Here is a 26,315-nt window from a genome sequence, read left to right on the forward strand (position 1 = left end):
GCATAAAAGCATTACTGCGCAAGCTTGGCTTTCACGGCTTCCAGGCCGGGTTTACCGTCAATGGTGGTCACGCCAGCGAGCCAGGTATCGAGTACCTGTGGGTTTTTCTTCAGCCAGGCCTTGGCGGCTGCGTCAGGCTTCATCTTGTCGTCAAGCACGTTGCCCATCAGCGTGCTTTCCATGTCCAGGGTGAAGGTCAGGTTTTTCAACAACTGACCTACGTTGCTGCATTCCTGGACGTAGCCTTTGCGGGTATTGGTGTAGATGGTTGCCTGGCCGAAATTCGGACCGAAGTACTCGTCACCACCGGTGAGGTACTTCATTTTGAAGCGGGTGTTCATCGGATGAGGTTCCCAGCCCAGGAACACCACGGCGGTGCTGCGGCGCTCGGCGCGATCGACCTGTGACAACATGCCGGCTTCGCTGGACTCGACGATCTTGAAGCCGGCGTCCTTCAGGCCGAAGGCATTCTTGTCGATCATGCTCTGGATCAGGCGGTTGCCGTCGTTACCCGGTTCGATGCCGTAGATCTTGCCGTCCAGTTCCTTCTTGAACTTGGCGATGTCGGCGAAATCCTTCAGCCCTTTGTTATAGAGCTCTTCGGGCACCGCCAGGGTGTACTTGGCGTTCTCCAGGTTGGCCCGCACCGTATCCACGGTGCCGGCTTCGCGGTAGGCCTTGATGTCGTTTTCCATCGTCGGCATCCAGTTGCCGAGGAACACATCCATGTTCTTGCCGTCGGCCAGGGACTTGTAGGTCACCGGTACGGAAATCATGGTGGTCTTGGTTTTGTAGCCCAGGGCCTCAAGTACCACGCTGGTGGTGGCGGTGGTCACGGTGATGTCGGTCCAGCCGACATCGGAGAAGTTGACGGTGCTGCACTGCGCGGGTTCAGCAGCGTTGGCCAGCATCGGAAGACTCAGCATGGCGGCCAACAACAACGGCGTGGAACCTTTCATGGGTGGACTCCTGGTGTTTTATCGGCGGTGTCCGGTCAGGACCACCGCGCTTATTGGGGTTGCGGTTGGTGGCGCGTGGGCACTCTTCGACACGCGGCCTTGCAAACGAGCCGTAACCGATCATGTACCAGTGCAAATCTGTCGCCTACAGGGTGCGTCGTATCCAGTACAGGGAGGGTCGCATCCAGTGTCAGTGACGTCGTTTACAGATTTTTTTCACCCTTGGCTGGCCTCTGATACGCAAAAAACGTCGTAAAACCGGGGCAAAGGGCGGGCGACGTCGGTGGGCATGATTGCGTCGGTGTCAGACGTCGAACGCCCTGGCAAAAGCCGGATGATGCGGGCATCCCGGCGTTGAGCGTAGCAGCTCCGCCACCGGGCGCTCCTGCGCCCGGATGTGCCTGTTCTGGAGGTTCTCGGCAATGGCAATCAGCGTGTTCGACCTGTTCAAAATTGGTATCGGCCCGTCCAGTTCCCACACCGTGGGGCCCATGCGCGCTGCAGCGTTGTTCGTTGAAGCGATGCGCGCGAAGTCGTTGCTGCGCGATGTGCGTCGGGTCGAGGTGCAGCTGTTCGGCTCGTTGTCAGCAACAGGCATCGGCCATGGCAGTGACAACGCGGTGATCATGGGTTTGATGGGCGAGTGGCCAGACGCGATCGATCCGTCGCAGATTGGCCCGCGCATCGAGTTGTTGCGCCAAACCCAGACCCTACTGCTGGACGGTCGCCTGCCGGTGCCTTTCGTCTGGTCCCGGGATATGCGCCTGCTCGACGAAAACCTGCCGTTCCACCCCAACGCGATGACGCTGGTGGCCGAGGGTGACCACGGCGAGTTGCACCGCGACACCTATTATTCAGTCGGCGGTGGCTTCGTCGTCGATCAGGCCCAGGCGTCCAGCGGCGTGGTGGATCTGGACGTCACTGAACTGCCTTACGATTTTTCCAGTGCCGAAGAACTGCTCCAGTTGTGTAGCACCCACAACCTTCGGGTGGCCGAGCTCATGATGGCCAACGAAAAGGTCTGGCGCTCGGAGGAGGAGATCCGCAGCGGCCTGATGAAACTCTGGCGGGCGATGCAGGATTGCGTCGAGCAGGGTCTCAAGCATGAGGGCATCTTGCCCGGCGGTTTGAATGTGCGCCGGCGAGCGGCCAAGCTGCACCGCAGCCTGCAAGAGCTGAACAAGCCCAATGTCATCGGCTCGACTCTCAGCGCCATGGAATGGGTCAACCTGTTCGCCCTGGCGGTCAATGAAGAAAACGCCGCCGGTGGGCGCATGGTCACGGCCCCGACCAATGGTGCGGCGGGGATCATTCCGGCGGTGCTGCATTACTTCATGAAATTCAGCGAAGCGGTCACCGATGCCCACGTCGTGGATTACTTCCTCGGCGCGGCGGCGGTGGGCATCCTGTGTAAAAAGAACGCCTCTATCTCCGGTGCCGAAGTCGGTTGCCAAGGAGAGGTGGGCTCGGCCTGCGCCATGGCGGCGGCCGGCCTGGCGGAGATCCTCGGTGCGACGCCTGAGCAACTGTGCAACGCGGCGGAAATCGGCCTGGAGCACAACCTTGGCCTGACCTGCGATCCGGTGGGCGGCCTGGTACAGGTGCCGTGTATCGAGCGCAACGCGATAGCCGCGGTGAAAGCCATCAACGCCGCGCAGATGGCGCTGCGCGGAGACGGCCAGCACTTCATCTCTCTGGACCGGGTGATCCGCACCATGCGCGATACCGGCGCCGACATGCATGACAAATATAAAGAGACATCGCGCGGTGGACTGGCGGTCAGTGCGGTGGAGTGCTGATCGCCTCGCCCGAGGCGATCGCATATCGCTCACAAAATGCCCACCGATCCACAAACGCGCCACCTTTTAGCGCGTCGCAAACAGACATGACAGCGTTTGTCGGACCCACCGCTGTTCGTCCCTCGACCGTTCGTCATTCGCACCTGTGGTGATACCGGTTGCGCAGGTGGCGCAGCCCAGTTCCCACAAGTGCTACCGTTCTGCTCACGGCCAACGGTGGCGGGTGCCTGCCGCCCCTGATGGCACCTATAACCCACACTCATTGCGTGCCTTATTTAGACTGGCCGCAATGTCGTTTTCAGGATTTATTGAACACGCATTCAATTTAGGCATGGCAATTGCTCTATCGATGCAAAGCCCGTCTCTTGCGTAGAGACCGAGGGCAACAACCAATAAAAAGAGCCTCCGCCTGAGGCCATCACTTGCTTTGTGTGAGGAGATACCGCGATGACGACGTCCAACTCAGGGGCCCAACCCCAGAACCGTGCGCCTCAATCCATCGGCTTTTTGCTGCTGGACAATTTCACGCTCATTTCCCTGGCGTCCGCGGTGGAGCCGCTGCGCATGGCCAACCAGCTGTCCGGTCGTGAGCTGTATCGCTGGACCACCCTCACTGTTGATGGCGGCCAGGTCTGGGCCAGTGATGGCTTGCAAATCACGCCGGACGCGGCCATGCACAAAGCGCCGCCCATCGACACCGTCATTGTGTGTGGCGGCGTCGGCATTCAGCGCACCGTCACCCGTGAACACGTGTCATGGCTGCAGAGCCAGGCCCGTCAGTCCCGGCGCCTCGGCGCGGTCTGCACCGGCAGTTGGGCCTTGGCCTGCGCGGGTCTGCTGGATGGCTTCGATTGCAGTGTGCACTGGGAATGTCTGGCGGCAATGCAGGAAGCCTTTCCGCGGGTATCGATGAGTACCCGTCTGTTCACCCTCGACCGCAACCGCTTCACCAGTTCCGGCGGCACCGCGCCACTGGACATGATGCTGCACCTGATCAGCCGCGATCACGGCCGCGAGTTGTCGGCAGCGATCTCCGAAATGTTTGTCTATGAGCGCATTCGCAACGAGCAGGATCACCAGCGCGTGCCACTCAAGCACATGCTGGGCACCAATCAGCCGAAGTTGCAGGAAATCGTCGCGCTGATGGAAGCCAATCTCGAAGAGCCGATCGACCTGGACGAACTGGCGGTGTACGTCGCCGTCTCCCGGCGCCAGTTGGAGCGCTTGTTCCAGAAATACCTGCATTGCTCGCCGTCGCGCTATTACCTCAAGCTGCGGCTGATCCGGGCGCGGCAACTGCTCAAGCAGACGCCGATGTCGATCATCGAAGTGGCGTCGGTGTGCGGTTTCGTTTCCACGCCGCACTTCTCCAAGTGCTACCGCGAATACTTCGGCATTCCACCGCGCGACGAGCGCGTCGGCTCCAACACCGCGCAGCAGGTGGCGATGATGCCGCTGCCACAGGCGCTGGTGCTGTCGCCATTGTCTGGCCCGTTGTCAGCGTTGAGCCAGGCGCGTAATGAGTCGACGTTTGCCAGTGTGAGGCTTTAAGACCGAGGCGCCGTCAATCGCGAGCAGGCTCGCTCCCACAGGTTCTGTGATCGACACCGAATCACTGTGGGAGCGAGCCTGCTCGCGATAGGTTTTTCAGACGTTCTGGTTTTTCTGATACTCCGCCAAAGCCGGCAGCAGCTGCAGATCAATCGCCCGACGCACGGCGGGCAGGATGGTGGCGCCGCTGATGTACATGTCCTTGACCATCTTGCGCAGTTCATTGGCGCGGGCCGTGTCCAGCCCGCGCACCGCACACTCGCAGGCCTGTTCGGCGGTGGAGCCGCTGGGTATTTGCAGCCCCAGGGCCTTGAGCTGGCCCAGCAGGTCTTCCTGGTCGATCAAATCGGCGTACATCATGACGCTTTTCCTTGTTCAGGGATTGGGGTCGTGACTCGATTCTGGTAGCCGGCCGAAGCGGCGGCAAGGGCAAATGGTCGCGATGTCATGAATGACTATGGGGGCGTCGTTTTCGGCTAACTTGCCCAGGCCTGGACTGGGCACACTGGCCCCAAGCTGAATCACGACGGTTTGGTCACCCTCGCGCAACAGCTCCTCCAGTAACGCAACTGCCCCGATCCAGTCACGGCTTGATCGGGGATTTTTTTGCCTGGGTGAATCAGAGGGTGATGGGGTGTTGGACAGACCGCTATCGCGAGCAGGCTCGCTCCCACAGGCGCTCTGTGTCGTGCACAAGGTCTGTGGGAGCGAGCCTGCTCGCGATGAACGATGACGCGGTCTACCGTTGCAACACCAGAATCTTCGACAGCAACTCATCGCGATCCACATAGCACCCTTGGAAATGTCGAGCTCCGGTGGCCGGGTCGAACGCATTGCGGGCGTGCAGGGTACGGCGGTTGTCGAAACACCACAGTTGGCCGGGTTCAAGCCTTTGCATCAGGCGGAACTGCGGCTCGCGAGTCAGCGCTATGAAGCGGCGGTAGGCACGGTAGAGCCTGGGCATCTGCTCGACCGAGGTGTCGAACGGCCCGCGCAGAAAGTTCGCCATGCGGATCTCCGAGACCTGTCCCAGGGCATCCAGCGCGATAATGGGCGCCAGGCAGCGGTAATCACTGTGGCGGTCCTTGTTGCGAAACTCCACCGGGATTTCACACAGCGCGGCAAAGGCCTCGGGGTCTTCCTGGCGCAGCGCCTCGGCGATGGCGAAACCGTCGACAAATAGGCTCTCGCCGCCGTCGGCGTCATTCACCAGGCAATGCAGAAACTGTAATCCTGGTTGCAGCTCCCGGGTGGGCAGGTCGCTGTGCAGTGGCAGGTTGAAAGCGGTGTAGGCGTTACTGTCGGCATCGGCCTTGGATTGCACGTTGAACAGCACGCCGAAGTTGCTCTGGCGGATGAACGAAATCTGCTGGGCGATCAGTTTCAGCGAGCCGGGTTCGGTGGGTACGCCGCGCACCTGGGTCAGGCCAATGTCGCGCACCGCCAGCAACCATTGCAACAACGTATCGGTGTCGTCCATCAGTGCCTGGTAATCGAACACCGGCAGTTGCAGATCGTGCCGCCAGAGCTGGCGCTTGGGCTTGCTCGCCAGGCGTTCAGCCCTGGACTGATCATCGTAGGCATGGGCACGCAGCCAGCCTGGGTCGAAACGGCTTTGGTGGCCGTCCTGCCAATCCACGCACAGGCAGCCTTCACTGTCGAGGCGGGTCGCGCCGGGGGCCAGGTCTTCAGGTACATCGACGATTTCCAGCACCTGCTCGCGGGTCACGGTGTAGACGCATTGCGGGCAGGGGCAGTTGTCCCGCAGCCACTGATGATGGAAGGGGCTGATCCGACCGTCGGCCCAGGTGACCCGCACCCGGTCGGTCAAGGGCGTCACTGCGGTCAATGCACAGATCAGGGGGTAACGACGGAAGTCGGCAAAAGCGGCGGCGGTGTTCATGGCGATCTCCTGTTCGGGTTTTATCGGGCCGGCGGCAATGCGATGACCCGGCCGATATAGGCCGGCGGCGACAGGTCGGATTGCTCCGTGAGCAGGGCTTTGAGCTTGCCCAGGGTCTGTTCCGTGAAGGGCGCCGAGCGCGGGCCGGCCAGGTCGACGTGCAGCAGCATCTGCTCGTTGCCGGCCAGTTCCTTATCGCCGCCGACCAGGTGCAGGCTGTGGTAGAGATGCAGGCGTTTGGCGTCGTGGCCGATGATCTGTGTACGCACCTCGACCTGGGCGTCGAGCTTCACTTCGTGCAGGTAGTTCAAGTGCAGTTCGAGGGTGAACAGCGAGTGGCCGCTGGCTTCGCGGTTCTGGCTGTCCATGCCCAGGTGATCCATCAGTGCGTCGGTCGCGTAGCTGAAGATCAACAGGTAATAGGCATCGCGCAGATGGCCGTTGTAATCGACCCATTCGGGGAGGATGCGGGTTTGGTAGGTGGTGAGGGTGGGCATGTTTCTGGTTCCGACAGTTGTGGTGACTGGGCTGGCGTTATCGCGAGCAGGCTCGCTCCCACAATGAACTTCTGGGTGAGACAGATCGCATTCACACCTCAAATCCTGTGGGAGCGAGCCTGCTCGCGATGGGGCCAGACCTGCTGATCCAAAAGCCAAGGTTTACTCGCTGAAGGCCATCCCATGCTTTTCTTTGGTGGTCTTCACCGCTTCCAGCACTGCCAGCAGGCAATCATCACGATAGCGCTCCAGGGCCGAGATGCTGCGGCTGCCCAGTTGCTCGCTCGTGCCGTCCACCACATCGTCGATCAGCTTGTCGGTCAGCTCCGGCGCCGGCAGGTAGGTCCACGGCAACTGCAACGCAGGGCCGAATTGAGCCATGAAATGGCGCATTCCGGCATCGCCACCGGCCAGTGTGTAAGTCAGGAACGTGCCCATGAACGACCAGCGCAAGCCGGCGCCAAAACGGATGGCATCGTCGATTTCGCCGGTGGTAGCCACACCGTCGTTGACCAGGTGCAGGGCTTCGCGCCAGAGCGCTTCGAGCAACCGGTCGGCAATGAAACCGGGCACTTCCTTGCGTACATGCAGTGGGCGCATGCCGAGGGATTCGTAGACTTTCATCGCCGCTTGCACCGCTTCGGGCGCGGTGTTTTTGCCGCCGACGACTTCCACCAGCGGCAGCAGGTAGACCGGGTTGAACGGGTGCCCGACCACGCAGCGTTCCGGGTGGGTGGAACCTTCATAGAACTCGCTTGGCAGCAGTCCCGATGTGCTGGAACCAATCAGCGCATTGGGCTTGGCGGCGGCGCTGATCTGGCCGTGCAGCTCGAGCTTCAGCTCCAGGCGCTCGGGGGCGCTTTCCTGGATGAAATCGGCGTCGCGCACGCATTCTTCGATGGTCGCGACAAAGCGCAGCCGATCCTGGGAGGCACCGGGTGCCAGGCCTTGTTTCTCCAGTGCGCCCCAAGCGTTGGCCACGCGTTTGCGCAGCGCTGCCTCGGCACCCGGCGCCGGGTCCCAGGCCACGACGTCCAGGCCATGGGCCAGGGCGCGACTGACCCAGCCGCTGCCGATAACACCGCTGCCCAGGGCGGCGAAGGTCTTGATGTCGGTGATAAAGCTCATGGTGATTTCCTGAAAGGGTTCGCTGATCTAAATGTGGGAGCGAGCCTGCTCGCGATGGCGCTGTGTCAGTCGGCACATCAGTCGCCTGTTTCACCGCTATCGCGAGCAGGCTCGCTCCCACAGGGGAAGGTGTCGGTTGGGTTTAGCCGCGGGTGGTCAGCCCCATCTTCTTGCGCCCCTCCGCCGGCGTGAGCACGCGCGCGCCGAGGCGGCTGAGGATTTCGCTGGCGCGCTCCACCAGTTGGCCATTGGTGGCGAGCACGCCTTTGTCCAGCCACAGGTTGTCTTCCAGGCCGACCCGCACGTTGCCCCCCAGCAGCACGGCCTGGGCGGCCATCGGCATTTGCATGCGGCCGATGCCGAAGCCGGCCCACACCGCGTCCGCCGGCAAGTTGTCGACCATGGCTTTCATGGTGGTGGTGTCGGCCGGCGCTCCCCACGGGATGCCCAGGCAAAGCTGGAACAGCGGGTTGTCCAACAGGCCTTCCTTGATCATCTGCTTGGCGAACCACAGGTGGCCGGTGTCGAAGATCTCCAGCTCGGCCTTGACCCCCAGTTCGGTGATGCGCTTGGCCCCGGCCCGCAGTTGCGCCGGGGTGGAAACATAAATGGTGTCGCCGTCGCCGAAGTTCAGAGTGCCGCAATCCAGAGTGCAGATTTCCGGCAGCAACTCCTCGACGTGGGCCAGGCGGGTCAGCGGGCCCACCAGGTCGGTATTGGGGCCGAACTCCATGGGATTTTCGCCGCCGCCGATCTCCAGATCGCCGCCCATGCCGGCGGTGAGGTTGACGATGATGTCCACGTCCGCCTCTCTGATGCGTTCCATCACTTCGCGGTACAGCGCCACGTCACGGCTGAACTTGCCGGTCTGCGGATCGCGAACGTGGCAGTGGACCACCGTGGCGCCGGCCTTGGCGGCCTCGACGGCGGCTGCGGCGATCTGTTTCGGGGTGACCGGCACGTGTGGGCTTTTGGCGGTCGTGTCGCCAGCACCGGTGAGTGCGCAGGTGATGATGACGTCGTGGTTCATGGTGCAGGTTCCTTACAGGCGTGATGAGTCACTGCGCAGCCGATTGGCGCTGCGCAGATGGATGGCGTTTGTTCAGTTGCTGGTCAGTTTCAGGTTGTCGGCGGCAGGCTTGCCATCGAAGGTGGTGACGCCTTCGAGCCAGCGTTGCTTGTCTTGCGGATTATCCTTGAGCCATTGCTTGGCCGATTCGAGCGGGTCCTTGTGATCCAGCAGTGGCTGCATCATCCGGCTCTCGTCTTCGGCGGTGAACGTCAGGTTGCTCAGCAGACGGCTGACGTTCGGGCATTTTTGCGCGTAGTCCGGCGCGGTGACGGTCCATACGGTGGCCATGCCTTCGTTCGGGCCGAGGGCGTCTTCGCTGCCGGTGAGGTAGGTCATTTGCACGTTGACGTTCATCGGGTGCGGCGCCCAGCCGAAGAACACCACGGCTTCCTTGCGCCGCACGGCGCGGTCCACGGCGGCGAGCATGCCGGCTTCGCTGGATTCCACCACTTGGAATTTGCCCAGGCCGAACTGGTTCTTGGCGATCATCGCCTTGATCTGGGTGTTGGCGCCGGAACCGGGTTCGATGCCGTAGATCTTGCCGCCCAGTTCTTTCTCGAATTTGGCGATGTCAGCGAAAGTCTTCAGCCCTTTGTCGGCCAGATAAGTCGGCACGGCCAGGGTGGCGCGGGCGTCCTTGAGGCTGGGTTGCTCCAGGACCTTGACCTGTTTGGCCTCGACAAACGGGGTGATGGTCTGGGTCATCAGTGGGTTCCAATAGCCCAGGAACATGTCCAGGCGTTGGTCGCGGATGCCGGCGAAAATGATTTGCTGGGAGGCGCTGGTCTGTTTGGTCTTGTAGCCGAGGCCGTCGAGCAACACTTGGGTCATGGCGCTGGTGGCGATGACATCGGTCCAGTTGACCACACCCAGGCGCACGTTCTGGCACGCGGCGGGATCGGCCGCCATCGCAGCGGAACTCAGGAAGGTGGTGGTGCTGAGTGCAAGAACGCAGGAGCTGATCAGTCGTTTCATGTCGGGTTCCTCGGCAGTCTTTGTTATGGGTTCCGGCATCTGCGCGCCGGTAATGCCAAGTTACGCAGCCAGCCCGCCGGCAAAACGCACAGCGGCGACTCGCTCTTGCACTGCAGCGACCTGTGGCGTATCAAGGACCGCACGCTACCCGCCAACCGAGTGCGCTACATGTCCCAGGATTTCTACTTCTTGTTGATGCCGGGTTTTTCGGCCATCGGTTTCATTTCGGCCATCGAACCGTTGCGGGTCGCCAACCGCTTTCGCGGTGAGTTGTATCGTTGGCATGTGTTGAGCGCCGATGGCGGGGCGGTGCTGGCAAGCAATGGCATGTCGGTCAACGCCGATGCCGCGTTGGAGCCATTGAAGAAAGGCGCGACCCTCTGGGTGGTGGCGGGGTTCGAACCGCTCAAGTTCGTGACCCCGGCGTTGGAGCGCTGGCTGCATCGGCTGGACAACGAGGGCGTCACCCTGGGCGGCATCGACACCGGCAGTGTGGTCCTGGCTGAGGCGGGGCTGCTGGAAGGCCATCGCGTAACCCTGCACTGGGAAGCGATCGAGGCGTTCAAGGAATCTTATCCACAGCTGAGTGTGACCCAGGAACTGTTCGAAATTGACCGCCGGCGCATCACCTGCGCCGGCGGCACTGCGTCCATCGACCTGATGCTGGACCTGATCGGCCAGGCCCATGGCCCGCAACTGGCGATTGAGGTCAGCGAACAATTCGTGCTCGGCCGCATCCGTCCGCGCAAAGACCACCAGCGCATGGAAATTGCCAGCCGCTATGGCATTCGCAACAAGAAGCTGGTGCACGTCATCGGCGAGATGGAAACCCACAGCGAGCCGCCCCTGAGCACCTTGGCCCTGGCCGAATCCATCAACGTCACCCGCCGCCAGCTCGAACGCCTGTTCCGCCTGCACCTGAACGACACTCCCAGCAACTTCTACCTGCGCCTGCGCCTGGAAAAGGCCCGGCAACTGTTGCGCCAGACCGACATGAGTGTGCTGGAAGTGAGCATCGCCTGCGGTTTCGAGTCACCGTCGTACTTCACCCGCAGTTATCGGGCGAGGTTTGAACGGTGCCCGCGGGAAGATCGGCGGCGCCAAGGGGATGGGCGGGAGGTGGTTTGACAGGTTTTTATACTCAACTATGTTCGCGACTATAAATTACACCTGTCGCCATAATTGAGTATGAAAGCATGCGTTGACCACCGAGGCAGGGGGCAACGCCATGTTCACCGGCTCCAATCGCGACAAGCTCGTTCGGACCTCTGTGGGAGCAAGGCTTGCCCGCCACGAAAGCGGCGCGGTGCATGGGAGAGCGAGGCGCCTGTATCGCGGGCAAGCCTTGCTCCCACACACAAAACTGCCGCAAGTCCAGTGTTTGGCTGAAAGAGGCTTACTTCTTTACCAGCGCCGAACACGCCGCCTTATAAGCCTCATGCTGATACTTGTTCAGCGTCGCGGGCAATGCGAAGTCGTGTTTCTTGTTCTGCGCATTGATGGTCTGCGGCGACAGCAGCGTCACCTCACAACCCTCAAGCAACTGGAAAACCCCTTCGATCTTGAACGTGGTCGGCCCGCCGGCGAACTCGCCTTTCTTGCTGCGCTTCTTGATGGCGATGCGGTCGATACCGTTATCCACCACGAACGCCCGGACCTGGGCGGCGAACGCCTTGACGTTGGCGGCCTCGTCATCATCGTCCAGGGCGATTTTCTTGGTATTCAGCGCGACGTGACTCAACGCCTGTGGATCCAGCGAGGCAACGGCAATGATCGCTTCGCTGCCTTTGATTTCGATGCCGCAGATTTTCATGTGAATTCCTTTGCTCGATAGTGGCGTGCAGCTTACAGCTCCAACTGATCGGCATGGATACCAAAGGCGGCGGCAATTTTTTCGCGAGTTGCCCGGCGAGGTTTGGCGACTGATTCCTGCTGGGCAAACGCCGGTTGAGAAATACCCAGGCGCCTGGCGACCTCATCCTGGGTCAAGTTCAGATGTTCGCGCCATGCGCGGATGGGCGTGGCGCCGTCGACGATACGACTGACCACTTCATGAGGAATCAGATCAGGTTCCAGTTTTTTTTGCGCAACGTATTGGGCATACGGAATGACCACGAATGCAGGATTCCCGTTTGCGTCGTTTATGATCTGAATATCAGTAGGTACGTTCATCGCGTTTCTTGACCTCTTGAATGCTGACGACCTTGATCGCCCCGTCCCAATCGAACATGACCCGATAGCTACCCACCCGTAGGCGGTACGCGTAGTCATGGCCGACAAGTGCTTTGACATTCACCACGTCAGGCATCTCGGCGAGCGCCGTAACGGCGTCCCGAACCTGGGCCTGATGCAGAGAGTGCATTTTCAGAAGCTGCTTAACGGCCTTTCTGGTCCAGTGAATAGTGTTCATGGAAGAATATAAGTCTTTTATAAGATTTGCTAATCCTGACTTATATTTTCTCTAGGACCAACGTATGAACGGTGTCTGAATATTGCTCCGTAAGCGGCCCTTTATTCCTGCCCAATCGACTCCAAAAACTCCGACCGGTCATCACTCACCTGGGCCATGCAGTCGTTTTCGGCGATTTTGTAGGCTTCGCTGCCGGGTTTGGCCGGGAAGGCGGCGATGGCGCAGTCGGCATCGCGTTGTTTTTGCCACAGTTGCTGGGCAACTCTGATTTTGCTGGTGATGTCGTTGAGCTGGGCCTTGTTGTCGGCGTAGAGGGTTTGCAGGCGTTCGTTGAGGCTCTGCAGGTTGTCGGCGAGCAGTTGTTCGGCGGCGGCTTTGCCGTAGGCCGAACAGGCCAGGGTCTGGACGTCGTTTTCCACGGCGTCGCAGGGGTTGTGTTCGGTGTCTTCGGTCGCGTGGGCGACGGTGCTGATCAGGGCCAAAGCCAGGATGATTGATTTCATTGCGTTGCCGCTCGAGTCCAGTGAAAACCAGTGATGCGGCGGATTCTGGCGTAAGCCTCGGGTAAAGAACAGACGGGTAGGGTGGCCCGCTCATAGCCCTTTGTCGTGGATTGACGCTTTCGGCAATTCCCCTGTCGTTTTTGCACCCGGTCGCCAATGCACCGAGGCATATGCTGGCCCCAAAGCGCCGGCACACGATTCGGCGCATGAATCGCTGACAAAAGGGGACTGCCTGATGAGCCCAGCCGAATTGCACGCCGACAGCATCGTTATCGACGGGCTGATCATTGCCAAGTGGAACCGTGACCTGTTCGAAGACATGCGCAAGGGCGGCCTGACTGCCGCCAACTGCACGGTGTCGGTGTGGGAAGGTTTTCAGGCCACCATCAACAATATTGTGGCCAGCCAGAAACTGATCCGCGAAAACAGCGATCTGGTGATCCCGGTGAAAACCACCGCCGATATCCAGCGCGCCAAGGCTCAAGGCAAGACCGGCATCATCTTTGGCTTCCAGAACGCCCACGCTTTCGAAGACCAGCTTGGCTACGTCGAGATCTTCAAGCAGCTCGGCGTTGGCGTGGTGCAGATGTGCTACAACACCCAGAACCTGGTGGGCACCGGCTGCTACGAGCGTGACGGCGGCCTGTCGGGCTTCGGTCGTGAAATCGTCGCCGAGATGAATCGGGTCGGCATCATGTGCGACCTGTCCCACGTCGGCTCCAAGACCTCCGAAGAGGTCATCCTCGAATCGAAGAAACCGGTCTGCTACTCCCACTGCCTGCCCTCGGGCCTGAAGGAGCACCCGCGCAACAAATCCGATGAAGAGCTGAAGTTCATCGCCGACCACGGCGGTTTTGTCGGCGTGACCATGTTTGCGCCGTTCCTGGCCAAGGGCATCGATTCGACCATCGACGACTACGCCGAGGCCATCGAATACACCATGAACATCGTCGGTGAGGACGCCATCGGCATCGGCACCGATTTCACTCAGGGTCACGGTCAGGATTTCTTCGAAATGCTGACCCACGACAAAGGCTATGCCCGTCGGCTGACCAGCTTCGGCAAGATCATCAACCCCCTGGGCATCCGCACCGTGGGCGAGTTCCCGAACCTCACCGAGACGCTGCTCAAGCGCGGCCATCCAGAGCGGGTGGTGCGCAAGATCATGGGCGAGAACTGGGTCAACGTCCTGAAAGACGTCTGGGGCGAATAAAGCCGCCGCATCACTGAATCCTTAACCTGCGGCCATTAGCGCCGCAGGCATACCACGAATTTTCGGAGTTAAGTTTCCATGGCCAAAATCGCCCCTCAATTGCCTATCGAAGTCGACAGTGAAACCGGTGTCTGGACCTCTGATGCCCTGCCGATGCTCTACGTGCCGCGGCACTTTTTCGTCAATAACCACATGGGCATCGAAGAAGTGCTGGGCGCCGACGCCTACGCCGAGATTCTCTACAAGGCCGGCTACAAATCCGCCTGGCACTGGTGTGAAAAAGAAGCCGAATGCCATGGCCTGGAAGGCGTCGCGGTGTTTGAGCATTACATGAAGCGTCTGTCCCAGCGCGGTTGGGGCCTGTTCAAGATCCAGGACATCGACCTGGATAAAGGCACCGCCAGCGTCAAGCTGGAACACTCGGCGTTCGTCTACGTGTACGGCAAGGTCGGGCGCAAGGTCGACTACATGTTCACCGGCTGGTTTGCCGGCGCCATGGACCAGATTCTCGCCGCCCGTGGCAGTTCGATCCGCACCGTGGCCGAGCAGGTCTACGGCGGTTCCGAAGAAGGCCACGACGACGGCCTGTTTATCGTCAAGCCGTTGTAAGTCGAGGATCGCGCCATGGCTTTTGAAGCAATGTTCCAGCCGATCCAGATCGGCAAACTGACCATCCGCAACCGCGTGCTCAGCACCGCTCACGCCGAGGTCTACGCCACTGACGGCGGCATGACCACCGACCGGTACGTGAAGTATTACGAAGAGAAGGCCAAGGGCGGCATCGGCCTGGCGATCTGTGGTGGATCGTCGGTGGTTGCCATCGACAGTCCGCAGGAATGGTGGAGTTCGGTGAACCTGTCCACCGACCGCATCATCCCGCACTTCCAGAACCTGGCCGACGCCATGCACAAGCATGGCGCCAAGATCATGATCCAGATTACCCACATGGGGCGTCGCTCGCGCTGGGACGGCTTCAACTGGCCGACCCTGATGTCGCCGTCCGGCGTGCGCGAGCCGGTGCACCGTGCGACCTGCAAGACCATCGAGCCGGAAGAAATCTGGCGGGTGATCGGTAACTACGCCCAGGCGGCACGGCGTGCCAAGGCCGGTGGCCTGGACGGCGTCGAGCTGTCCGCCGTGCACCAGCACATGATCGACCAGTTCTGGAGCCCACGGGTCAACAAGCGTACCGACGAATGGGGCGGCAGCTTCGAGGGGCGGATGAAGTTCGGCCTGGAAGTGCTCAAAGCCGTACGCGCCGAAGTGGGCGACGACTTCTGCGTGGGCATGCGCATCTGCGGTGATGAGTTCCACCCGGACGGCCTGTCCCACGAGGACATGAAGCAGATCGCCAAGTACTACGACGACACCGGCATGCTGGATTTCATCGGTGTGGTGGGCTCGGGTTGCGACACCCATAACACCCTGGCCAACGTTATCCCGAACATGAGTTATCCACCGGAGCCGTTCCTGCACCTGGCCGCCGGTATCAAGGAAGTGGTCAAGGTTCCGGTGCTGCACGCGCAGAACATCAAGGACCCGAACCAGGCCACGCGGATCCTCGAGGGCGGTTACGTCGACATGGTCGGTATGACCCGTGCCCACATCGCCGACCCGCACCTGATCGCCAAGATCAAGATGGGCCAGATCGACCAGATCAAGCAGTGCGTCGGCGCCAACTACTGCATCGACCGCCAGTACCAGGGCCTGGATGTGCTGTGCATCCAGAACGCTGCGACCTCCCGTGAATACATGGGCGTGCCGCACATCATCGAAAAATCCACCGGGCCCAAGCGCAAAGTGGTCGTCGTCGGTGCCGGCCCGGCCGGGATGGAAGCGGCGCGTGTGGCCGCCGAACGTGGCCACGACGTGACCCTGTTCGAGAAGAAGGAATTCATCGGCGGGCAGATCACCACCGCTTCGAAAGCCCCGCAACGGGACCAGATCGCCGGCATTACCCGCTGGTTCCAGCTGGAACTGGCCCGGCTGAAAGTCGACCTGCGCCTGGGCGTGGCGGCGGACGCGGCGACCATCATGGACCTGCGTCCGGATGTGGTGGTGCTGGCCGTCGGCGGGCATCCATTCCTCGAGCAGAACGAACACTGGGGCGCCGCCGAAGGGCTGGTGGTCAGCAGCTGGGACGTGCTCGATGGCAAGGTTGCACCGGGTAAGAACGTACTGGTCTACGACACCATTTGTGAATTCACCGGCATGTCGGTGGCCGACTTCCTCGCCGACAAGGGCAGCCAGGTCGAAATCGTTACCGACGACATCAAGCCGGGCGTGGCCATTGGCGGGACTTCGTTCCCCACTTACTACCGCAGCATGTACCCCAAGGAAGTGATCATGACCGGGGACATGATGCTGGAGAAGGTCTACCGCGAAGGCGACAAGCTGGTGGCGGTGCTGGAGAACGAATACACCGGTGCCAAGGAAGAGCGCGTGGTGGATCAGGTGGTGGTGGAAAACGGCGTGCGGCCGGATGAAGAAATCTACTACGCGCTCAAGGAAGGTTCGCGCAACAAGGGCCAGATCGACGTCGAAGCCTTGTTCGCGATCAAGCCCCAACCGTGCCTGGAGCAGAGCGGCGATGGTTACCTGCTGTTCCGCATCGGTGATTGCGTAGCGCAGCGTAATACCCACGCCGCCATCTACGACGCGCTGCGGTTGTGCAAGGATTTCTAACGGCTTGCACATAGCCCTGTGGGAGCGAGCCTGCTCGCGATGAACGATAACGCGGTCTGCCTGAGGCACCGCGGCGCCTGAATCGCGAGCAGGCTCGCTCCCACGGGAACCGAGTAAGGCATCTCGACCTGCAAGACCTGAGGTCTTTGGGAGCTTCACCATGCTGAACACCCTTCTTCCCATCCTGCTGTTCGCTGCCCTGGGCCTTGCGGTCCTTGGCGCTTTGCGGCGGGTGAACATGTGGCGCCGGGGGCGACCGTCCAAGGTCGACCTGATCGGTGGTCTTTTCGCCATGCCCAAGCGCTACATGGTGGATTTGCACCATGTGGTGGCGCGGGACAAATACATCGCCAACACCCACGTCGCCACGGCGGGTGGTTTTGTGCTGGCGGCGCTGCTGGCGATTCTGGTGCATGGTTTCGGCCTGCAGAACCGCATTCTGGGCTATGCCTTGCTGTTCGCCACGCTGCTGATGTTCAGCGGCGCGATCTTCATTGCCCTGCGTCGTCGCAATCCACCGTCACGGCTGTCCAAAGGGCCGTGGATGCGCTTGCCCAAGAGCCTGTTCGCGTTTTCCATCAGTTTTTTTCTGGTGACCTTGCCGGTCGCCGGGATCTTGCCGGCGGACTTCGGGGGCTGGGTGTTGGTGGCGCTGTTGGGCCTGGGCGTGCTTTGGGGTGTGTCGGAAATGTTCTTCGGCATGACCTGGGGCGGGCCGATGAAACATGCCTTTGCCGGGGCCCTGCACCTGGCCTGGCACCGCCGCGCCGAACGCTTTGGTGGCGGCCGCTCAACCGGTCTCAAACCTTTGGACCTGAACGACCCCGCTGCACCGCTGGGCGTTGAGAAGCCCAAGGATTTCACCTGGAACCAGTTGCTCGGTTTCGACGCTTGCGTGCAGTGCGGCAAGTGCGAAGCCGCGTGCCCGGCCTTTGCCGCCGGCCAGCCGCTGAACCCGAAAAAACTCATCCAGGACATGGTCGTCGGCCTGGCCGGCGGCACCGATGCGAAATTCGCCGGCAGCCCCTACCCATCCCTTGACGGCAGGGGTAAACCGGTGGGCGAACACAGCGGCAATCCACACCAGCCGATCGTCAACGGCCTGGTGGACGCCGAGACGCTGTGGTCCTGCACCACTTGCCGGGCGTGCGTCGAGGAATGCCCGATGATGATCGAGCACGTCGATGCCATCGTCGACATGCGTCGTCACCTGACCCTGGAGAAAGGCGCCACGCCGAACAAGGGCGCTGAAGTACTGGAAAATCTCATCGCCACCGACAACCCTGGCGGCTTCGCCCCGGGCGGGCGGATGAACTGGGCGGCGGACCTGAACCTGAACCTGCTCAGCGAGGTGAAATCCACCGACGTGCTGTTCTGGGTCGGCGACGGTGCCTTCGACATGCGCAACCAACGCACCTTGCGCGCCTTCGTCAAAGTGCTCAAGGCGGCGAACATCGACTTCGCCGTGCTCGGCCTCGAAGAGCGCGACAGCGGCGATGTGGCCCGGCGCCTGGGTGATGAAGCGACCTTCCAGCTGTTGGCCAAGCGCAACATCCAGACCCTGGGCAAATACAGCTTCAACCGGATCGTCACCTGCGACCCTCACAGCTTCCACGTGCTGAAAAACGAATACGGCGCCTTCGATGGCAACTACCGGGTGCAGCACCACAGCACCTACCTGGCAGAAGTCATCGAGGCCGGCGCCCTGAACCTCGGCCAGCACAAGGGCGACAGCGTGACCTATCACGACCCCTGCTACCTGGGCCGTTACAACGGCGAATACGAGGCGCCACGCCAGGTGCTGCGTGCGCTGGGCATCGAGATCAAGGAGATGCAGCGTTCCGGTTTCCGCTCCCGTTGCTGCGGCGGTGGCGGCGGCGCGCCGATCACTGACATTCCGGGCAAGCAGCGTATCCCCGATATGCGCATGGAAGACATCCGCGAAACCGGCGCCGAACTGGTGGCAGTGGGTTGTCCACAGTGCACCGCGATGCTTGAGGGTGTGGTTGAGCCACGCCCGATGATCAAGGACATCGCTGAACTGGTGGCCGACGCTCTGCTCGAAGACGCGGTTGCGAACAAACCAGCGGCTCCGGCCAAACGTGAACCTGCGGAGGTGCACTAATGAGCGACATCATCCGCCGCGACCCTCGCGCCGAGTGGATCGCCCGTAACCGCCTGCACCCACTGCACGCGGCCATGCAACCGGTCCAGCACAGCTGGATGGGTCCCAACGGTGTCATCCGCAAGAACGTTCATGGTGTCGGATTCATCGGCCCCAACGGCATCAAGCGTATCGACCGCAGCGGCGCCCAGCAGGGCGGCGCGACCAAGCGCACCGCGGCAATTGAAGTGCAATTGCCGCTGCATCAGGTGCCGCAACCGGCGTTTTATATCTGCGTGGTGCCGGACATGGTGGGCGGTCGTCTCAGCAGCCACGACCGCGATCTGCTGGGCCTGGCCCATCAATTGGCCGGTACCGACGGCGCGGTGCTGGCGGTGGTGTTCGGCGAGCACAAGGAAAGCACCTTTGCCACGGCCGGTGTCGACCGCTTGCTGGTACTGGAAGGCGAGGCGTTCAGCGGTTATGCACCGGAACAGCGAGTCCAGGGTCTGCGGGCTGTGGATAACCAATTCAACCCACGCCATTGGCTGCTGCCTGACAGCCGCACCGGTGGCGGCGAACTGGGCCGGCGGTTTGCCGCAGCCCTGGGCGAGCGCCCGGCCACACGGGTCTGGCAGGTCAAGGGTGAGGAGTGCATCGGTCGGGCCGGTGCCGGCCTGCAAGACCTGGCGCGGCCTTTGGCGCGGTTGATCCTGGCCGCGGCCGAATGCGCCGAACCGGTCAGCGAAACCCGCCACGAAGCCTTGCCGGTGGAGTTATCCACAGGCGTGGCCCGCAGCTTGTCGCGCATCGAAGACCTGGGCGCGGTGGCGGTGGACCCGGGCGCGATTCCGATGGCCGAAGCCGAATTCATTTTTTCCGGCGGCAACGGGGTCAAGGACTGGGCGCTGTTCCACCAGACCGCTGCGGCCCTGGGCGCCACCGAGGGTGCTTCGCGGGTAGCGGTGGACGATGGCTTCATGGCGCGGGATCGCCAGGTTGGCGCGTCCGGCACCTGGGTTACGGCGCGGGTCTACGTCGCGGTGGGGATTTCCGGGGCTATCCAGCACCTGCAGGGCATCGGCGCCTGCGACAAGGTGGTGGCGATCAACCTCGATCCGGGCTGCGACATGATCAAACGGGCAGACCTGTCGGTGATTGGCGACAGCGCGGCGATTCTCCAGGCCTTGATCGCGGCGGTAGAGGCGTACCGCAACGAAGCCAAGCGCGATGCGGCTTAAGCTAAGGATTCAACCATGAGTACTCAAGTGATCAGCCTGGTGTCCATCGGCGCCCACCCCACTTCCGGTCGGCCCCGGCGCGCCGAGCAGGATGCGCGGGCCGTGGAACTGGGCCTGCAACTGGCTGGCAACGACCTGCAAGTGCTGCACGCAGGCGACGTGGCTGAACCGGCCCTGCGCGCCTATCTGGGCATGGGTCTGGACGAACTCTACGTACTGGACAACCCCGCAGGCGCCGACGCACTGCCGGCCCTGACCGACTATCTGCGTGACGCGGGAGCCCAAGTGGTGCTCACCGGCAGTCAGGCGGAAACCGGCGAGGGTTCCGGCATGTTGCCGTTCCTGCTGGCAGAAAATCTCGGCTGGCCGCTGGTGGTGGGGTTGGCCCAGGTCGAATCCATCGACAGTGGCGTAGCCTTGGTTCTGCAAGCCTTGCCCCGCGGCCAGCGGCGACGTCTCAAAGTGCGCCTGCCGTTCCTCGCCACGGTGGATAACGCGGCCCCCAAACCCCGGCAAAGCGCCTACGGCCCGGCCCGACGCGGGGCGTTGCACGCTGAAGAAGTCGAGGTGATCGACGACGCCCTGTTGGCGGTGGCGACCCTGCAACCGGCCAAACCACGGCCCAAACGCCTGAAAGTGATCAAGGCCAAGAGCGGCGCCGACCGCATGAAAGCCGCCACGGCCAAGGCCAGCGGCGGAGGTGGGCAGGTGCTCAAAGGCGTGAGCCCGGAGGCGGGCGCCGAGGCGATTCTCAAGTTGCTGATTGAGGAAGGGGTGGTTCGCTAAATCCAGGCTCACCTTGTCCCTTGTGGGAGCGAGCCTGCTCGCGATAGCGGTCTTCCATTCACCTCCAGGTTGACTGACATGGCCCCATCGCGAGCAGGCTCGCTCCCACAAGGGCTGAGGTTTACCCACAATCCCTGTGCGCGCCTCTGTGGATAACCTGTTCGATCCTATCCAGACACCGCGCAAATCAGGCCTTTCAAGCCTTCGCTCAAAAAACGTCCAATCTGACCCGCTGCAACATCCAGCCATAAAACCGCTGCCCTGGCATGTTGTCGTGACTCAAACCTGCGCCTAAAAAAAGCTATTTGATAGCTAATGGAGCCACATCAATGGAAGTTGAATTTCGTCCGGCGTTGCCCACGGATACACGGGAGATCGCTCGTCTGTTCCGGATTTCCTCAGAGGGCGCGTCGGATTACATCTGGAGCCAGCTGGCGGAGTCCGGGCAGGATCTGCTGGAGGTAGGGGCTGCTCGCTATGCCCGTGAGGATGTCGATTTTTCCTACCAGAACTGCCTTATTGCAGAAGCCGGCGGACAGGTCATCGGCATGATGCATTGTTACGTGACGCGTGAGGATCCGCTGGCGACTCCCGTCACTGATCCGATCCTGGCGCCCTACGCCGACATGGAAGTCCCCGATACCCTCTATATATCGAGCCTGGCCCTGCATGAAGGGTGGCGTAACAAGGGGCTCGGCGTGCGCTTTCTCGAGCGAGCGCAACAACGTGCCGATCAACTGGCGCTCAAAGGCCTCAGTTTGATCGACTACGCAGCGAACACCGGCGCCCGGCGCTTTTATGAGCGCCACGGTTTTGGCATCGTCAAAACCTGCCAGGTCGTCCCGCATCCGCTGATTCGGGTGACGGGGGAGGCGTATTTGATGCATCGGCCTTAACCATTACGACGGCCTCACCAGACACCCTTGTGGGAGCGAGCCTGCTCGCGATAGCGGTCTTCCATTCACCTCCATGTTGACTGGCATGGCCTTATCGCGAGCAGGCTCGCTCCCACAAGGGGCTGAGGTTTACCCACAATCCCTGTGCGCGCCTCTGTGGATAACCTGTTCGCCCCTCGCCACACCCCACGCAGATCAAGCTCCCCAAGCCTCGCTTAAAAAACAACCAGCCTAACTCACGGTTTTTCCTGGATTTTGTTTGTGAATAAGCGTGAGCGCAGGACGCTACTTGCCCCCAATCTCTGTTGGCGCTTCTGTGGATAAGATGTTCGCTACCCTCTACAGGCCATACGGAACGGGGCTTTCATGGGGTTGATCATAAAATGATCAATTGGTCATTTTTATCCGGAAAATTCCGCTAAAACCTCGATTTACCGGCCATAGTCGCGGTTTTCCACAGAACCGTCAGAATTACCCCCAAACACTGTTGGCGCTTCTGTGGATAAGGTGTTCGCTCTCCTCCAGAAGCCAGGCTAGATAAGGCTTTCAGGTGGCTGATCAGTTTTTGACCTATATGGAAAGGAAACGCTCTTTGTTCATAAGTCACGGTTTTTCTTTAGCTTTTACTTAAAAAAATCAGTCGCAATGATGCACTTGTCCCCATTAGCTGTGGGTGGACATGTGGATAACTTGTTTGCGAAAGCGTAGGGGCCACGGCGGGTATAGGCCCAGACGCTATAGATCAAATTTCATACAGTTCTAAGGATCCACCTTGACGTGGCCCTGGCAGCTGTCTTCACTCATGGCACAAGGACACCGCCACTTTATCCACATCTGGTTCAGGGAGAACGCATGATGGATAGCAAGCCCCCCTGCTGGTACCCGATCTCGGCTGCGACCTGTACTCCGACCCCTCCCACCCGGTTACCCAAACGCAGACGTCGTCGTGCCACCAATCAGCGTGCGCGTCTATAGCGCCTCGTTGAGCCCTGAGTTTCCCCTGTAACACCGTTGACTGCCGCTCCAACCCGTACGGGATAGTGGCCAGGCGTTCGTGCGCCTGTCGATTTGCAGGCAACCGCAGAGTTGCCCCATCTGCCTGAGAGGACTTGAACATGACACGGATCTCGACCCCCATTAGCGAAATCAAGGAGCATTACGACGTTATCGTCATTGGTTCCGGCTACGGCGGTGGCATTGCTGCGTCACGCCTGTCCCGGGCTGGGCGCAAGGTTTGTCTGCTGGAGCGGGGCCGGGAGATCCAGCCCGGCGAATACCCCAACACCATGCTTGCGGCCACCGAAGAGTTGCAGGTGCATGACCCGGACGGTCACATCGGGTCGCGCACCGGACTGTTCGACCTGCACGTCAACGCCCAGCAGAACGTGGTGGTCGGTTGCGGCCTGGGCGGCACTTCGCTGATCAATGCCAACGTTTCGCTGGAGCCGGAGCCCGGTGTGTTCGAGGACTCCCGCTGGCCGCAGGCGGTGCGTGACCATTGCGACACGCTGCTCAAGGACGGTTATGCGCGGGCTCGGGAAATGCTCAAGCCCAACCCTTACCCAGATGCGGCGCCGAACCTGCCCAAGCTCGACGCCAACCGCAAGTCGGCGAGTTATCTCAAGCAGGACGCACATTTCTACAAACCGCCCATCAACGTGACATTCGACAAGTTGCCCAACAACCTCAACCACGTCGGCGTCGAGCAGTTGCCGTGCAACGGCTGTGGGGATTGCGTCTCGGGCTGTAACAACAAGGCCAAGAACACCACGCTGATGAATTACCTGCCGGATGCCTGGAACCATGGTGCGGAGATTTTCTGTCAGGCCCAGGTGCGGCACCTGGAGCGCGACGGCGACGGCTGGATCGTGCATTTCCAGTACCTGGACAGCGGCCGTGAGCTGTTCTCGGCGCCAACCCTGTTCGTGCGCGCCGACATCGTGGTGGTGTCCGCCGGCACCCTGGGCTCTACCGAGATCATGCTGCGTTCCCGGGACAAAGGCCTGTCGATGTCCAGTCAACTGGGCGAGAACATGAGCGGCAACGGCGACATCCTCGGGTTTGGCCACAACTGCGACCAGACCATCAACGGTATCGGTTTCGGCGCCCACTCGGCCAAGGAGCTGGAGCCGGTGGGACCGTGCATCACCTCGATCATCGACATGCGTACCGAGGGTGACTGGCGCAGCCGCATGGTCATCGAGGAAGGCTCGATCCCCGGCGCACTCGGTCGGCCCATGGTGCCGAGCATGGCGGCGTTCGCCGGGATGATCGGCGTGCCCACCGACACGGGCCTGGGTGCCAGCCTCAAGTACAAGGCCCGGGAAGCCGAGAGCTTTCTGCGCGGCCCGTACTATGGCGCGCTGCATAACATGCAGACCTACCTGATCATGAGTCACGACAACGGCAAGGGGCGCATGGTGCTCGACAACAAGGACCAGCTGCGCATCGACTGGCCCGGCGTCGGCGAGCAGGAAAACGTGACCCTGGGCAATGAGCGTTTGCACCAGAGCACCAAGGCGTTGGGCGGGATCTGGGTCGAAAATCCGATCTGGACCAAGCTGCTCAAGCACAGCATCGTTTCGGTCCATCCCTTGGGCGGCTGCGTGATGGGGGAAGACGCGACGCAAGGCGTGGTCAACCACAAGGGCCAGGTATTCAGTGGTGCCAGCGGGACGGATGTCTATCCCGGTCTGTACGTGACGGACGGTGCGGTGATCCCGACTTCCCTGGCGGTGAACCCGTTGTTGACCATCTCGGCGGTGAGCGAGCGCAACATGGGGCTGCTGGCGGCCGATCGTGGCTGGATCATCGACTACACCCTGCCTTCGGCCCCGCGCAAACCGGTGGCGGCGCCGACCCTTGGCGTGCAGTTCACTGAAACCATGAAGGGCTACTTTTCCACAGCCTTCACCCAGCCTCAGGGCACTGATCTTTCGCTTTACGAAGCCGCGGCCAAGCGCGGCAAAGCCGATAACTCGCCCATCGAATTCACCCTGACCATCACTGCCGCCGATCTCAATCGCCTGATCAAGGAACCGGAACACGCCGCCACCCTGGTGGGTACGCTGGATGCGCCGATGCTTTCGCCCAAGCCGCTGGTCGCCAGCAACGGAGTGTTCAACCTGTTCGAGCAATACCAGGAACAGGTGGATGTGCGGCACATGAACTACGACATGAAACTGACCGCCGAGGATGGCAGCGATTATTACTTCAGCGCCTTCAAGACCGTGCCCGAGGACAACGGGGTGCTGAACATCTGGCACGACACCAGCACGCTCTATGTCACGCTGTATCGCGGGCCGGACAAGAGCGGCGAGGTCATCGGCTCGGGGGGGATGCACATTCTGCCGGCCGACTTCGCCAAGCAGATGACCACCATGAAAGTGCTCAACGCACGTAACGAGCGTGAGCGAGTGGAAGCGTTGGCCCGCTTCGGCAAGTTCTTCGCCGGCATTTTGTGGGAGAGCTACGGCGGGGTGTTTGCAGGCGATGTGTACTTCAACCCGGACGCGCCGCCTCGCAGCAAGCGGCCGCTGGACGCACCGGCGCCGACCGTGCATTTCTTCCAGACCGAGGACAACGTCGAGCTACGCCTGACTCGCTATCAAGCGGGCAGCAAAGGCCCGGTGATGCTGGTGCATGGCCTGGGGGTGGGGTCGAATATTTTCTCCACCGACACCATCCAGACCAACTTGCTGGAGTACCTGTGCAAGCACGAGTACGACGTTTGGTTGCTGGACTTGCGGGTGAGCATCCTGCTGCCGGCCAGCAAGCATGAATGGAACGGCGACCAGGTGGCCCAGCACGACTTCAAGGCTGCTATCAAGCAGATCCAGCAGGCCACGCTGGCCCGTGACGTGCAGTGCGTGGTGCATTGCTACGGTGCGACGACGTTCTTCATGTCGATGCTGGCGGGGCTGCAAGGGGTTCGCTCGGTGGTCTGCTCGCAGATCGCCGCCGACACGGTGGTCGCCACCGCCACCGGACTGAAGGCCGGTTTGCATTTGCCGGGGATGCTCGATGCCATCGGCATCAAGTCCCTCACGGCCTACGCCGACACCAAGGAAAGCTGGTTCAACAAACTCTACGACAAGGCCCTCAACGGTTATGCCCGGATCGAGGCCCAGGGCTATTGCACCAACCCGGTCTGCCACCGCATCACGTTCATGTATGCGTCGCTGTACCGCCACGACACCCTCAACGAAACCCTGCACGACAACCTGCATGAATTGTTCGGTGAGTCGAACATCCAGACCTTCGAGCACCTGGCGCTGATCGTGCGCAAGGGGCACCTGGTGGACTTCAAGGGCAACGACGTCTACATGCCGCATTTCGATCGGTTGAAATTGCCGATCTGCTTCATCAGCGGCGCCGAGAACCAGTGCTACCTCCCTCAAAGCACCCTCAAGACCTACGAGCGACTGTGCGATATGCACGGCCCGCAACTGTTCAGCCGTCACGAAGTGCCGGGCTACGGCCACATCGACTGCATTTTTGGCAAGGACGCGGTGGTGGATGTGTACCCGATCATCCTTGAACACCTGGAGAAGACGGCGCTGGGCTAGTTCTAGACCGCATCGCGAGCAGGCT

The 26,315-nt window shown here is 61.3% G+C and carries 22 protein-coding genes; 11 read left to right on the forward strand and 11 right to left on the reverse strand.

From position 1 onward, the window contains the following. Positions 1-11: 11 nt before the first annotated feature. Positions 12-959, reverse strand: a complete 948-nt coding sequence (locus HQ912_RS03340) for a choline ABC transporter substrate-binding protein (protein ID WP_047230367.1) — start codon at positions 957-959, stop codon at positions 12-14. A 422-nt stretch (positions 960-1,381) separates the two neighbouring features. Here HQ912_RS03340 and HQ912_RS03345 point away from each other — a divergent pair, with 422 nt between their 5' ends. Together HQ912_RS03345 and HQ912_RS03350 are read left to right on the forward strand one after the other, a co-directional pair. After that, a complete protein-coding gene (locus HQ912_RS03345; protein ID WP_173406469.1) occupies positions 1,382-2,758 on the forward strand; it encodes an L-serine ammonia-lyase in 1,377 nt (458 codons plus the stop codon). 447 nt (positions 2,759-3,205) lie between these two features. Beyond that, positions 3,206-4,309 (forward strand): GlxA family transcriptional regulator, encoded by a 1,104-nt coding sequence (locus tag HQ912_RS03350; RefSeq protein WP_047230369.1) that lies wholly within the window; start codon positions 3,206-3,208, stop codon positions 4,307-4,309. Between the two features lie 96 nt (positions 4,310-4,405). On the opposite strand, the gene HQ912_RS03355 is transcribed toward HQ912_RS03350, so the two are convergent. From HQ912_RS03355 to choX, 6 genes are all read right to left on the reverse strand, one after another. Further along, positions 4,406-4,669 carry a hypothetical protein gene (locus tag HQ912_RS03355; RefSeq protein WP_047230370.1) on the reverse strand — a complete coding sequence of 88 codons (264 nt, stop codon included), beginning with the start codon at positions 4,667-4,669 and terminating at the stop codon, positions 4,406-4,408. Positions 4,670-5,048: 379 nt separating this feature from the next. Next, complete coding sequence (locus HQ912_RS03360; RefSeq protein WP_160893957.1) at positions 5,049-6,212, reverse strand: gamma-butyrobetaine dioxygenase; 1,164 nt, start codon at positions 6,210-6,212, stop codon at positions 5,049-5,051. Between the two features lie 20 nt (positions 6,213-6,232). Beyond that, entirely contained in the window at positions 6,233-6,709 is a 477-nt protein-coding gene (locus tag HQ912_RS03365) for a thioesterase family protein (protein WP_047230372.1), read from the reverse strand. 162 nt (positions 6,710-6,871) lie between these two features. Beyond that, positions 6,872-7,837, reverse strand: coding sequence for an L-carnitine dehydrogenase (locus HQ912_RS03370; protein WP_047230373.1), 966 nt, complete (start codon positions 7,835-7,837; stop codon positions 6,872-6,874). A 142-nt stretch (positions 7,838-7,979) separates the two neighbouring features. Further along, the gene (locus HQ912_RS03375) at positions 7,980-8,867 is read right to left on the reverse strand and encodes a 3-keto-5-aminohexanoate cleavage protein (RefSeq protein WP_076383396.1); all 888 of its coding nucleotides are present in this window, start codon (positions 8,865-8,867) and stop codon (positions 7,980-7,982) included. 72 nt (positions 8,868-8,939) lie between these two features. Beyond that, positions 8,940-9,884: a choline ABC transporter substrate-binding protein gene (gene choX, locus HQ912_RS03380; RefSeq protein WP_173406470.1), complete on the reverse strand. Its 945-nt coding sequence runs from the start codon at positions 9,882-9,884 to the stop codon at positions 8,940-8,942. Positions 9,885-10,052: 168 nt separating this feature from the next. Between choX and HQ912_RS03385 the strand changes: the two genes are divergently transcribed. Continuing rightward, positions 10,053-11,012 carry a GlxA family transcriptional regulator gene (locus HQ912_RS03385; RefSeq protein WP_047230376.1) on the forward strand — a complete coding sequence of 320 codons (960 nt, stop codon included), beginning with the start codon at positions 10,053-10,055 and terminating at the stop codon, positions 11,010-11,012. A 268-nt stretch (positions 11,013-11,280) separates the two neighbouring features. Here the strand turns inward: HQ912_RS03385 and HQ912_RS03390 are convergent, their stop codons facing one another. The 4 genes from HQ912_RS03390 to HQ912_RS03405 form a co-directional block, all read right to left on the reverse strand. Continuing rightward, positions 11,281-11,697 carry a DUF3010 family protein gene (locus tag HQ912_RS03390; protein WP_047230377.1) on the reverse strand — a complete coding sequence of 139 codons (417 nt, stop codon included), beginning with the start codon at positions 11,695-11,697 and terminating at the stop codon, positions 11,281-11,283. 32 nt (positions 11,698-11,729) lie between these two features. After that, entirely contained in the window at positions 11,730-12,056 is a 327-nt protein-coding gene (locus tag HQ912_RS03395) for a helix-turn-helix domain-containing protein (RefSeq protein ID WP_076383397.1), read from the reverse strand. Next, positions 12,040-12,294: a type II toxin-antitoxin system RelE family toxin gene (locus tag HQ912_RS03400; protein ID WP_047230379.1), complete on the reverse strand. Its 255-nt coding sequence runs from the start codon at positions 12,292-12,294 to the stop codon at positions 12,040-12,042. The genes HQ912_RS03395 and HQ912_RS03400 overlap by 17 nt, the downstream gene beginning before the upstream one ends. Before the next feature lie 101 nt (positions 12,295-12,395). Then, positions 12,396-12,797, reverse strand: a complete 402-nt coding sequence (locus HQ912_RS03405) for a lysozyme inhibitor LprI family protein (RefSeq protein ID WP_047230380.1) — start codon at positions 12,795-12,797, stop codon at positions 12,396-12,398. Positions 12,798-13,032: 235 nt separating this feature from the next. Between HQ912_RS03405 and HQ912_RS03410 the strand changes: the two genes are divergently transcribed. The 8 genes from HQ912_RS03410 (at position 13,033) to HQ912_RS03445 (ending at position 26,290) form a co-directional block, all read left to right on the forward strand. Continuing rightward, on the forward strand, positions 13,033-14,010 hold the full coding sequence (locus tag HQ912_RS03410) for a dipeptidase (RefSeq protein WP_047230381.1): 978 nt from the start codon (positions 13,033-13,035) through the stop codon (positions 14,008-14,010). A gap of 78 nt (positions 14,011-14,088) precedes the next feature. Further along, positions 14,089-14,619 (forward strand): DUF5943 domain-containing protein, encoded by a 531-nt coding sequence (locus HQ912_RS03415; protein ID WP_030139308.1) that lies wholly within the window; start codon positions 14,089-14,091, stop codon positions 14,617-14,619. Between the two features lie 15 nt (positions 14,620-14,634). Then, positions 14,635-16,695 carry a dimethylglycine demethylation protein DgcA gene (dgcA, locus tag HQ912_RS03420; protein WP_047230382.1) on the forward strand — a complete coding sequence of 687 codons (2,061 nt, stop codon included), beginning with the start codon at positions 14,635-14,637 and terminating at the stop codon, positions 16,693-16,695. Between the two features lie 160 nt (positions 16,696-16,855). After that, complete coding sequence (gene dgcB / locus HQ912_RS03425) at positions 16,856-18,820, forward strand: dimethylglycine demethylation protein DgcB (protein WP_047230383.1); 1,965 nt, start codon at positions 16,856-16,858, stop codon at positions 18,818-18,820. Continuing rightward, positions 18,820-20,040 (forward strand): electron transfer flavoprotein subunit alpha/FixB family protein, encoded by a 1,221-nt coding sequence (locus HQ912_RS03430; protein WP_173406471.1) that lies wholly within the window; start codon positions 18,820-18,822, stop codon positions 20,038-20,040. Before dgcB ends, HQ912_RS03430 begins: the two co-directional genes overlap by 1 nt. A 15-nt stretch (positions 20,041-20,055) precedes the next feature. After that, positions 20,056-20,826: an electron transfer flavoprotein subunit beta gene (locus HQ912_RS03435; protein ID WP_047230385.1), complete on the forward strand. Its 771-nt coding sequence runs from the start codon at positions 20,056-20,058 to the stop codon at positions 20,824-20,826. 329 nt (positions 20,827-21,155) lie between these two features. After that, positions 21,156-21,722 carry a GNAT family N-acetyltransferase gene (locus HQ912_RS03440; RefSeq protein WP_173406472.1) on the forward strand — a complete coding sequence of 189 codons (567 nt, stop codon included), beginning with the start codon at positions 21,156-21,158 and terminating at the stop codon, positions 21,720-21,722. A gap of 1,115 nt (positions 21,723-22,837) precedes the next feature. Further along, positions 22,838-26,290, forward strand: coding sequence for a GMC oxidoreductase (locus HQ912_RS03445; protein ID WP_173406473.1), 3,453 nt, complete (start codon positions 22,838-22,840; stop codon positions 26,288-26,290). Positions 26,291-26,315: the final 25 nt, after the last annotated feature.

Origin of the sequence: Pseudomonas sp. MPDS (assembly GCF_013283895.1) — a bacterium.
In the GTDB taxonomy this organism is placed as follows: domain Bacteria; phylum Pseudomonadota; class Gammaproteobacteria; order Pseudomonadales; family Pseudomonadaceae; genus Aquipseudomonas; species Aquipseudomonas rhizophila.